Raw genomic sequence first — 10,857 nt, forward strand, 5'->3', positions numbered from 1 at the left:
GTGGGGTGTTTTTATTTTTATTTTTTTGGGGCCCCCCCGGGGCGCGGCCCCCACCCTTCTGTTGGGGTTGGTAACTATAAATATAAGGAAGATCTACTATGTACTCTAATGCGTATAACTCTTTAAGTTTTATCAGTGCGGGAGTTGATCCCCGAACGGGAACATACAGCTGCAATCTGTCGCTTTCAAGTGTGTTAGCTAATGCATTAAGTGGTCCATCGCTTCCGTTGTCGCTAGTTTTTAACGGTTTAAATAATAGTAATGTGGGTTTGGGTGCTGGATGGTCCATACCTCTCTCCCGTTACAATCGGAACACCCGGCAACTCAGCTTATCTACAGGGGCGACGCACATCGCCAATACGGCAGCGGGCCAGTTTGTCATCGCGGACAAAAAAGTTCAGGATTTGAAAACCAGTCGCGTCAACGATGAGCTGATCATTGAGCATAAGTCAGGCGTCGTCGAAGTACTGAGTAACCCGTCGCTCAATTGGGATGATTGGGTCCTTTCGAAAATCTACTCCCCCGAAGGGCGCGTCATAAATCTATCCTATCGCGTCATTGCCGGGCGGCGTTTGTTACGCGAGATTCGGGATGAAACTCAGAGGCTGTTGACTGTCGATATTATTGAAGGCTCATCGAGAGTGTCCAGCATCACACTATGGCCCGACAGCCCTACTGACAAGCTGGTTTTCAGCCTCCAGATTCGGAACAACGAACTGACCAAAATCACCCTGCCGCTGGAAAACGGTAAGGCGGCGTCATGGCGCATCAGTTATCAAACCGTCGGTGGCCTTCGGTTGATCAGCAAGCTGGAGTCACCCACTGGTGTTGTTGAACAGGTTACCTATCGGCCGTCCGCAATGAAATTGCCCGTAGGTGCCCCGGTCGCGACCCTGCCAGCGGTGGATTCTCTCATCACCTTTCCCCGCTCGAACCAGCCACCGATAACCAAAAAATACAGTTACTCCAGCCACAATTATCTGGGTAATGGTTCCAGCGCTCCTTGGCGCAATGATAGGGATAACCTTTATCGGGCTGTGGGTAGCTATCAGTACGAGGTTAACGAGGACCTGATAATTGGGGCCGGATCTCAGGCGCGTGTCATGCGCAGAACCAGGCGCGTGTTCAACCGCTTTCACCTGCAAATTGAAGAAACGATCAGCCAGAACGGCAAGACTGTCCGCAACGTGACTCAATATCATGAAAAGCCAGGGCTGAGCTTTGATCAACAGCCGGGTAATTTTCAGTTGCCAGCCAAGATGGAGGTCTTTTGGTTTGATGCGGCGAAACCCGGCGTCATTCGGCAGGAAACTACGCTGACTGAATACGATGACATGGGCAACATCCTCAAAAAAGTCTCGCCCACAGGCATTACTGAAGTATTTGAGTATTACCCGGTAGGCGCATCCGACGGTTGCCCGGCGGATGCTTTCGGGAGAGTGCGCTGGCTCAAGCACAAAACCCTTATACCCGCATCTGATCGAGCTCCCGCTCCGACGTTGATCACCCAATATCGCTACACCGAATTGCAGTCGGCCAGCCCGGAACGGGGGCGCTTTCTGGCCCTTGCACAGGAGGCCGTACTGCAAGGTGGGCAAGTCACGCCACTCATGACCATCGCTCGGCAGTATGAGAGCGATCCCAAAAGTCGGTTTTTTGGCCGTGTGAAGCGAAGGGTCGATACGGTGGATGGGGTGGATACCGTACTGGATTATCGTTACGAGCTGCTGGACGGTACGGTTTGCACCCACACCACGTTAGCCGCCAAAGACGGTACCCGCAGCACCAAGTCCGTTTGGCATAACAGGCTGACCGGGACAGAGGTTAAAGCCGTCGGGCAATTGGGCGTCGCTGTCGAGACAGCGCATGACCGCCTCGGCCGTAAAACCGTTGAGATGATTGCGCCGAAAACCTCCAGCCAGGCCTCCACAATTTACAGCTATCAGCTAGCGGACAAGCTCAGTGACCCCGTGGCAACCCGGACGGTCGCCCCCAACGGCGCCGCGACCGTTGCACGTCTTGACGGGTTGAGTCGTCAAACAAGCGTTGAAGTTCAGGATATGGACGCAGACGGGCAACCCATGCGTGTCGTTTACGGTGCTACGTATGATGCACTTGGTCAATTGACCGAAGAGGTCAGCACCGACTGGCTCGACGGTAAGCCTTTTGCTCTAAAAACCCGCTATGGCTACGACGACTGGGGCAAGCGTATCACCACCGTCGGCCCGGACGGGGTCATGAGTAGCGATCGCTACGACCCGATCACACTGACCCAGACTCAGGGCATTGATCAGGCAGGCAAAACAGTCAGTACAAAAAACGTGTTCGGTAAAAACGACACGGTTGAGCGCTTTGATCGCAAAGGTGTTTCGTGCGGTATCACGTCGTATCTCTACGACGGCTTGGGACGCTGTGTACAAAAAATCGATCCGTTGGGACGCACGACGCGATTTGTGTACGACTTTGCTGATCGCCTGGTCATTACGCAGTTGCCCGATGGTACGCGGATCAGAAAAGCATTCGTGCGACACAGTACGGAAGATCTGGCGACCCACATCTGGGTCAATGATTATCTGGCTGGCGAACGCACGTATGACGGTCTTATGCGCGTAACCAGCATCACCGTGGGCGGCCGTACGGAACTCTTCACGTATGAGGGGGCTCAGCCGAACCCGGCGACCCATATCAAAGCCAGCGGCAAGGTCATTTCCTATAAATATGACCCTTCACTGAACAATCAGATGACTGAGCGCAGCGTTGGCGGCAATAGCAACCTGGCTGCCAGTTATCGCTACGACAGCGCTCATGCGAAGCTGATTCAGGCCTCCTGCCCGGGTAACCAGCAGCAGCGCCGCTATCTACCGTCCGGCAAATTGCAGAACGATCAGATAACTGAAGCCCAGCGCACATTGCATGCCTTGCATCGCACCTCTCTCAAAGGTTTGCCGCTGGAATATGTAGATGCAACGGGCGTCACCCAGATCACCCGTTATGACGCGTTCTGTCGCACTGCCCAAGTGGTACGCGGCACTGTCAAGGCGGACTACAGCTATGACTCGTACGGACGTGTCAGCAGGATCGAAACTGTCGATACCCAAAGTAAACGCAAACTCATCACGCAGCTCGAATACGATGATTTCGGCCGTGAGGTGCGTCGTGTACTGGTGGTTGATTCCAATCCACCGGAAGAACTGTCCCAGCAATTCGATAATAACGACAAGCTCATCAAGCGTGTCTTGCTGCGCGGAAGCTCCGTGCTGCGCGATGAGACATTTGCCTATGACTCGCGTGGTCGTCTGGAGCGCTACGCGTGCAGCGGCCTGCACTTGCCGGTCGATGCGGCGGGCAAAGCGATTCGTGTACAGGAGTACCAGTTTGATGAGCTGGACAACATCCGCCGGTTGAAAACCATGTTCATGGGTGGCGAAAACATCGCAACGTACGAATACGAGAAATTCGACAAAACTCAACTGAGCCGGGTTCGCCATAGCCATCCGGACTATGCAGCACAACAAGCGAGATTTTCTTACGACCGCGATGGCAACCAAATCAATGACGAACGTGGTCGTCGCCAGAATTACGACGAGCTGGGCCGTCTGGCCTCGGTCGCGCAGGAGCAATTATGAATCATCAAGGACTATTGATCAGTTACCGCTATGACGCCCTGGATCGCCTCATAGGCGTAGAGCCGACGGGCGCCCCCGCCAGCACACGGGTTTACCGGGATGGCCGTATTGCCACACAGCTAGAGGGCGGGCGACGGCTCAGCCTGATGGAGTCGGACGGTCATGTGTTGGCGCAGTCGACCCAATCAGGTAACACCGTAGTGAACAGCCTGCTGGCGTGCGACCAGCAAGGCAGCGTTTTGCAGTCAGTCACGGGCAATCAGATCCAGCGCAGCGTTTACACCCCGTACGGAGGCAGTGCCGTGGAAGGCGGTCTGCAAAGTCTGCTGGGCTTTAATGGCGAGCAACCCGACCCGGTGACTGGTTGTTATTTGCTGGGCAACGGATATCGGGCTTACAACCCGGTCCTGATGCGCTTTCACAGCCCCGACAGCATGAGCCCGTTCGATTCCGGTGGGGTAAACCCTTATGCCTATTGCGTGGGTGACCCGGTCAACATGACGGACCCGACTGGGCATTTTTCGTGGAAGTCCATTCTGAGCATCGTGATCTCTATCGCTGCCATTGCTATCACGGTCATCACCCTTGGCTCTGGCGTACCACTGACAGGCCCGCTGATTTTCGCGGCGGTCGTCGGGATCGCAGGCGATGTGCTCAGTATCGCCAGCGAGTTGGTGGGCGAGTTGGCGCCTGACTCCAGTGCAGGGGCAATCCTGGGGCAACTCAGCCTGGGGCTGTCACTTGCATCACTTGCATCTCCGTCTGCAGCAAAGGCCGTTTCCTCTCGCGGTGCTCGGGCAGCGTCCCGCTTTTTCGACGCCGGCACCGTTTCTGTTGCTCGACAAGGAGCGGTCAGGGTTTCTAACGGGAATTCGCTTAGAAGCCTTGGAGGTGTCGCAAAACTGGGCAAGGGGGCAAGGAATACGGTCGCAATCCAGAATCGCCTGATCGATGCGGATAAAGCTCTGAAGGCCGCGAAATATTTTGGCTATGGCGCCAAAGGCGTTTTTTACACTGATAATTACGTTATCCCTTACATTGCCCCCCCGGCTACCAGCCAGTCTGACGAAGCGCCCTCGATACTCGACGCCTTTGTGCGCGGCGATGCCGATGAGGGCTCGAAAGGCCTTGGACAAGTCAATATCAAGCCAGGCGACTTCCTTACTGTGGATGACGACCGGATGCAGGCAATACGCGAATTTTGATATGCGCAGGTCGCGGGGATTACTCAACACTGATGCTTCAAAAAAAGCATAAGCATTCGATAAAAAAATATTGTCCTGGAATAAAGAAAATCGGTAATGTCCGCTCCACGCCCCCGACTGCACAAGCCGCCGGGGGCAACTCATTGAAGAGCTGTCGTACAGACCGACCTCGATTTTCTCCAAGGACATTGCATGAAAAAGACATTGCTGTTGACCGCTCTGGCGGCCGTATTTTCGGTAAGCGTGGCTCAAGCAGCCGAGAAACTGGTGGTTGGTGCTACGCCAGTTCCGCACGCGGAAATCCTTGAGTTGATCAAGCCGGACCTTGCTAAAGAAGGCGTGGATCTGGAAATCAAGGTCTTCACCGACTACGTGCAGCCAAACGTGCAACTGAATGAAAAGCGTCTGGACGCTAACTACTTCCAGACCAAGCCTTACCTGGATGGCTTCAACAAAGGTAAAGGCGCAACACTGGTGACCGGTGTCGGCGTACACGTTGAACCGTTCGGTGGCTACTCCAAGAAGTGGAAGGCGATCTCCGAGTTGCCTGAAGGCGCAACCATCGCCATCCCTAACGAAGGCAGCAATGCTGGTCGTGCTCTGCTGCTGTTGCAGAAGAATGGCCTGATCACACTGAAAAACCCGACCGACGCACTGGCGACTCCGAAAGACATCGCCACCAACCCGAAGAAATTCAAGTTCCGCGAGCTGGAATCGGCCGTATTGCCGCGTGCTCTGGGCCAGGTTGATCTGGCGCTGATCAACACCAACTATGCGCTGGAAGCCAAGCTCAACCCGAAGAAAGACGCGCTGATTATCGAAGGTGCTGATTCGCCTTACGTTAACTTCCTGGTGACCCGTTCCGATAACGCTCACACCGACGCTATCGAGAAACTGTCCAAGGCCCTGACCAGCCAGAAAGTCAAAGACTTCATCAACAAGAAGTACGAAGGCGCGGTACTGCCAGCGTTCTGATTGCTGAGCTGAACACGTAATGCCCAACGCCGACGCTGGCAACAGCGTCGGCGTTTTTGTGTGTGCAAATCGTCTGGGAATGACAAACCAGACGACGTGGGACCGGCTTTAGCCGGGAAGGCTGCGTGTCAGACGACACAGATGTAGAGATTGTTACTGCCTCTTCCCGGCTGAAGCCGGTCCCACGTCACTGACCGAAGCAGGATCGGCCTAGCTCAATCCGGACTATCCATATGCGATAACGATATTTAAATTTCGATTCTTATACCTATAAAGTCATGGCTCATCACCACCAGTCTTCTGGAGTCTGAGTCATGTCAGCAGCGTCCCTCGCGTCATCACCTGTTCACGCGGCACCTCAACAGTTCGAGGTGCGTCCTTTCGCCGAGAAAGTGGGCGCGGAAATCGTTGGGCTGGACCTGTCCCGACCGCTGAATGACGCCGACTTCGCTCGCGTACACCGCGCGCATCTGGATTACCACGTCGTGGTGTTCCGCGATCAGCAGATCACCCCACAACAGCAGATCGACTTCAGCCGTCGTTTTGGCGTGCTGCAGATCCACGTCCTCAAGCAATTCCTGCTGGCCAACCACCCGGAAATCCTCATCGTTTCCAACATCGTGGAAAACGGTCAGCCCTTGGGCCTTGGTGACGCGGGCAAATATTGGCACTCGGATCTTTCCTACAAAGAGCTGCCAAGCCTGGGCTCGATGCTCTACGCCCAGGAACTGCCGAGCGAAGGCGGCGACACCCTGTTCGCCGACATGCACCTGGCCTGGGACACCCTGCCGGAGCATTTGCGCAAAGCTGTTGAAGGCCGCTCTGCCGTACACAGCTATACCTCGCGCTATCGCGACGGGCACAACGCACAAAACTGGCGGCCGACCCTGACCGCCGAGCAGTTGGCGCAAGTAGTGGTGGTCAGCCATCCGATCGTGCGTACGCACCCGGAAAACGGCCGCAAGGCGCTGTTCGTCAGTGAAGGCTTCACCACTCATATCGTCGGCCTGCCGGAAGACGAAAGTCAGCAGATTCTGAACGAACTGTACGCCCACAGCGTTCGTCCCGAAGGGGTCTATCGCCACCAGTGGGCGCCCAACGACATGGTCTTCTGGGACAACCGCTCGCTGATCCACCTGGCGGGCGGCACCCCTGACCATCTGCGTCGCCGCCTGCACCGCACCACCATTCAGGGCGATGCGCCGTTCTAATACCGGGAGCTTTTAATGACTGTTCTGCAAAGCCACACGGCTAGCGCAAACTCGATTGCGCAACAGGTCGACCAGCCCGCTGCTGAAGCCCTGCTGCAAGTCCAGAATGTGAGTCTGGAATACCGCACGCCCGAGCGGGTGGTGCGGGCGACTCATCAAGTCAGCTTTGAAGTTGATCCGGCTGATCGGTTCGTATTGCTTGGTCCTTCGGGGTGCGGCAAATCCACCTTGCTCAAGGCTGTGGCGGGTTTCATCAAACCCAGCGAAGGGCAGATTCGTCTGGCTGGCGCTGAAGTTCATGAGCCAGGCCCGGACCGCATCGTGGTGTTCCAGGAGTTCGACCAACTGCCGCCCTGGAAAACCGTGATTGAGAATGTGATTTTCCCGCTTTTGGCTTCTCGTACGTTGAAGCGCAAGGAAGCACTGGAGCGTGCGCATTACTACCTGGCGAAAGTCGGTTTGAGCGCCTTTGCCGATGCTTATCCGCACACCTTGTCTGGCGGCATGAAAGCCCGTGTGGCGATTGCCCGGGCCTTGGCGATGCAACCGAAAATCCTGCTCATGGACGAACCATTCGCGGCGCTGGATGCCCTGACCCGTCGCAAGATGCAGGAAGAGCTGCTGGAGCTGTGGGAAGAAGTGCGCTTCACCTTGCTGTTTGTCACGCACTCCATCGAAGAAGCGCTGGTGGTCGGCAACCGCATCTTGCTGCTGTCGCCGCATCCGGGCCGTGTTCGCGCTGAAATCAACAGCCATCAATACGACCTGAAAAGCCTCGGCGGCGTCGGTTTCCAGCACACCGCCCAGCGCATACACCGGCTGCTGTTTGATGAAGGCGAAGAGCAGGCGGTTGACCGCGAGCTGAACTTCCAGGACATCCGGATCGCTTATTAACACCGCCAACCTCGGTAGGAGCGAACTTGTTCGCGAGGCGATCTTCTTGGCGACACAGTTCGAATGTCTCGCTAACAAGTTAGCTCCTACCTGTGGGATGTTGAATTCAGAGAACACACCATGAACATCCGTCAAGAGTACGAAATCACGCTGGAGCCTTTCACTCAGGAAGACCTGGCCCGTGACATCCCGCTGGCGCAACGTATCTGGCAAGTGAGCTGGGTCCGTAAGACCGTGATTCTGATCTTGCTGGCCGTGCTCTGGGAAGTCGCCGCACGGATTCAGAACAACGACCTGTTGCTGCCCAGCTTTCTGCAAACCGCTGCCGCGTTTTATGAAGGCATCCTGTCGGGTGAACTGATCAACAAGGTCTGGATTTCCCTGACCGTGCTGATTCAGGGCTACGTGATTGGTATCGTCCTGGCCTTTGCCCTGACCACCCTGGCGGTATCAACTCAGCTGGGTCGCGACCTGCTCGGCACATTGACCGCGATGTTCAACCCGCTGCCCGCCATTGCGCTGCTGCCACTGGCGTTGCTGTGGTTTGGCCTGGGGCAGAACAGCCTGATTTTTGTGCTGGTCCACTCGGTGCTGTGGGCGTTGGCGCTCAATACCTACGCAGGCTTTCTCGGCGTTTCGGAAACCCAGCGCATGGCCGGTCGCAACTACGGCCTCAAAGGTCTGCGCTTTGTCTGGCACATCTTGATTCCGGCGGCGCTGCCATCAATTCTGGCCGGTCTGAAAATTGGTTGGGCATTCGCCTGGCGGACCCTGATCGCGGCTGAACTGGTGTTCGGCGCATCGTCCGGTAAAGGCGGCCTGGGCTGGTACATCTTTCAGAACCGCAACGAGCTATACACCGACAAAGTATTTGCTGGCCTGGCGGCGGTCATCCTGATCGGCCTGCTGGTGGAAAACCTGCTGTTTGCCAACATCGAACGCCTGACCGTCAAGCGTTGGGGTATGCAGCGCTGAAATGCAATTCCCCTGTGGGAGCGGTGCTTGCCCGCGATAAGGTCTACGCGATCTAAAGTGAACCGCGTTCAGCCTTATCGCGGGCAAGCACCGCTCCCACAAGATCAAAAACAAACATTCGAATTCTCGTGAGGTTTCAAATGGCAATTCCTTTCAAGCGCTCAGCCATCATTGCGCTCGCCGCAACCATCGGCCTGCTCAGCAGCGGTGCACACGCCGAAGGCAAGATCAGCATCGCCCAGCAGTTTGGTATCGGTTACCTGATCCTGGACGTGGTCCGCGATCAAAAACTGATCGAGAAGCACGGTAAAGAGCAGGGCATCGACATTGAGGTTGACTGGAACAGCATCTCCGGCGCCACCGCCATGAACGAAGCGCTGTTGGCCGGTGCGCTGGACGTGGTGTCCGCAGGCGTACCGCCGATGCTGACCATCTGGGACCGTACCAAGGGCAAACAGAACGTCAAAGCCATTGCGTCACTGGGCTCGATGCCCAATTACTTGCTGACCAACAACCCGAACGTGAAAACCCTCAAGGACTTCACCGACAAAGACCGCATCGCCGTGCCAGCCGCTGGCGTGGGCTTCCAGTCGCGCACCTTGCAGATCGAAACTGCCAAAGAGTTCGGTAACGAAAACTTCAAGAAATTCGACAACATCTCGGTAAGCCTGCCGCACCCGGACGCCACGTCGGCGCTGATCTCGGGCGGTTCGGAAATCACTTCGCACTTCTCCAGCCCGCCGTTCCAGTACCAGGCGCTGGAAAACAAGAACGTGCATAAAGTGCTGAGTTCGTACGACGTGCTGGGTGGCCAGGCGACGTTCAACGTGCTGTACACCACCGAGAAATTCCACGACGAAAACCCGAAAACCTACAAAGCGTTCTACGACGCACTGGCTGAAGCCGAGAAGATCATCAAGGCCGACAAGCCTGCCGCTGCCCAGACTTACATCCGGGTAGAGCAATCCAAGCTGGCGCTGCCGTTTGTAGAGAAGATCGTTTCCGATCCGGAAATCGACTTCACCATCACCCCGCAGCGCACCTTTATTTATGCCGAAAAGCTGCAAGAGCTGGGCGTCTTGAAAAACAAGGCGGCGAGCTGGAAGGATTATTTCTTCGAAGAAGCGCATGGTGGTGCGGGTAGCTGATACCGGTCTGGAGTATCCATCCACTGGCTGGCGCTGACCCTGTGGGAGCGGTGCTTGCCCGCGATAGGAACGCTGCGGTCTAAAAGGTAAACCGCGTCATCGTTCATCGCGGGCAAGCACCGCTCCCACAAGGGATATGCATTACATCTGTAACTTCACCTCACGAAAAACCCACCTTTGAAGGCCCTTTCCTGCGGCCGTTTCCCTTTCTTCTGTGTGAAGTTTCCTAGAAAATCCTGAGCCCTTGCGCGTGCCAAATTCGGACACTAGGCTGCGTCCGTCACTGACTCATCAGTGATCGGGTTTAGCAGCCTGTCTGGGTTTACACGATATGCAAGTACCGCTACGGCGGCTTTGCGTGGGGCATCTTCGGGTGCGCCGGTAAATCGTGTCTCCACCGGTCTGCTAACCCGCGACAAAGCCGCCACCCTTTTTTCGTTTAGCAGCGATTATCCGGTGGTCTCACTTGTAAGGAGAGCACGATGATCAAAGTAACGCCGGATCCACCACATCCATCCCTCGAAGAATCGCTGCTCCACGTCAGCGATCTACTGCGCTGCGCAGCCGCCACCGCCTACGAAACCGGCGACACCCTCAACGGCCCCAAACGCGACCTGGCCTTCTCGGTTGTCCACCTGATCGCCATGGCCAAAGCCGAACTCGACCGCTCACTGGAACGCGTCGAACCCCGCTGATTTCAGGGCAGCGCAATAAAACTACCAACATACCCGCCATGCCTATGGTGGCCTCGGTCACTAAGCACAAATCGTGCGGGTTTTTACTACGCTGCCGCGCAGCAAACACCGGACCTGTTGGAGCGGGG

8 protein-coding genes are annotated in these 10,857 nt (G+C 56.0%); all 8 read left to right on the plus strand.

Annotation, left to right across the window (positions count from 1 at the left end; all coding sequences use genetic code 11):
- Positions 1-98: 98 nt before the first annotated feature.
- The 8 genes from H8S59_RS23430 to H8S59_RS23465 all read left to right on the plus strand — a co-directional run bounded on the left by H8S59_RS23430 (position 99) and on the right by H8S59_RS23465 (position 10,729).
- Positions 99-3,626 (plus strand): RHS repeat protein, encoded by a 3,528-nt coding sequence (locus H8S59_RS23430; RefSeq protein WP_187522969.1) that lies wholly within the window; start codon positions 99-101, stop codon positions 3,624-3,626.
- A complete protein-coding gene (locus H8S59_RS23435; protein ID WP_187522970.1) occupies positions 3,623-4,831 on the plus strand; it encodes an RHS repeat-associated core domain-containing protein in 1,209 nt (402 codons plus the stop codon). The genes H8S59_RS23430 and H8S59_RS23435 overlap by 4 nt, the downstream gene beginning before the upstream one ends.
- A gap of 192 nt (positions 4,832-5,023) precedes the next feature.
- The gene (locus H8S59_RS23440; RefSeq protein ID WP_095092929.1) at positions 5,024-5,806 is read left to right on the plus strand and encodes a MetQ/NlpA family ABC transporter substrate-binding protein; all 783 of its coding nucleotides are present in this window, start codon (positions 5,024-5,026) and stop codon (positions 5,804-5,806) included.
- A 314-nt stretch (positions 5,807-6,120) separates the two neighbouring features.
- The gene (locus tag H8S59_RS23445) at positions 6,121-7,017 is read left to right on the plus strand and encodes a TauD/TfdA dioxygenase family protein (RefSeq protein ID WP_187522971.1); all 897 of its coding nucleotides are present in this window, start codon (positions 6,121-6,123) and stop codon (positions 7,015-7,017) included.
- Between the two features lie 15 nt (positions 7,018-7,032).
- Entirely contained in the window at positions 7,033-7,911 is an 879-nt protein-coding gene (locus H8S59_RS23450; protein ID WP_238599647.1) for an ABC transporter ATP-binding protein, read from the plus strand.
- 120 nt (positions 7,912-8,031) lie between these two features.
- The gene (locus H8S59_RS23455) at positions 8,032-8,886 is read left to right on the plus strand and encodes an ABC transporter permease (RefSeq protein ID WP_187522972.1); all 855 of its coding nucleotides are present in this window, start codon (positions 8,032-8,034) and stop codon (positions 8,884-8,886) included.
- 140 nt (positions 8,887-9,026) lie between these two features.
- Entirely contained in the window at positions 9,027-10,034 is a 1,008-nt protein-coding gene (locus H8S59_RS23460; RefSeq protein WP_187522973.1) for an ABC transporter substrate-binding protein, read from the plus strand.
- 482 nt (positions 10,035-10,516) lie between these two features.
- Positions 10,517-10,729 carry a DUF6124 family protein gene (locus H8S59_RS23465; protein ID WP_187522974.1) on the plus strand — a complete coding sequence of 71 codons (213 nt, stop codon included), beginning with the start codon at positions 10,517-10,519 and terminating at the stop codon, positions 10,727-10,729.
- Positions 10,730-10,857: the final 128 nt, after the last annotated feature.

This window comes from Pseudomonas folii (genome assembly GCF_014357575.1).
Taxonomy (GTDB): domain Bacteria; phylum Pseudomonadota; class Gammaproteobacteria; order Pseudomonadales; family Pseudomonadaceae; genus Aquipseudomonas; species Aquipseudomonas folii.

Excerpts from the sequence above, each read along its gene's own strand:
- H8S59_RS23450 (WP_238599647.1), top strand. The coding sequence starts at position 7,033 with ATGACTGTTCTGCAAAGCCACACGGCTAGCGCAAACTCGATTGCGCAA.
- H8S59_RS23460 (WP_187522973.1), top strand. The coding sequence starts at position 9,027 with ATGGCAATTCCTTTCAAGCGCTCAGCCATCATTGCGCTCGCCGCAACC.
- H8S59_RS23430 (WP_187522969.1), top strand. The coding sequence starts at position 99 with ATGTACTCTAATGCGTATAACTCTTTAAGTTTTATCAGTGCGGGAGTT.
- H8S59_RS23440 (WP_095092929.1), top strand. The coding sequence starts at position 5,024 with ATGAAAAAGACATTGCTGTTGACCGCTCTGGCGGCCGTATTTTCGGTA.
- H8S59_RS23455 (WP_187522972.1), top strand. The coding sequence starts at position 8,032 with ATGAACATCCGTCAAGAGTACGAAATCACGCTGGAGCCTTTCACTCAG.
- H8S59_RS23465 (WP_187522974.1), top strand. The coding sequence starts at position 10,517 with ATGATCAAAGTAACGCCGGATCCACCACATCCATCCCTCGAAGAATCG.
- H8S59_RS23435 (WP_187522970.1), top strand. The coding sequence starts at position 3,623 with ATGAATCATCAAGGACTATTGATCAGTTACCGCTATGACGCCCTGGAT.
- H8S59_RS23445 (WP_187522971.1), top strand. The coding sequence starts at position 6,121 with ATGTCAGCAGCGTCCCTCGCGTCATCACCTGTTCACGCGGCACCTCAA.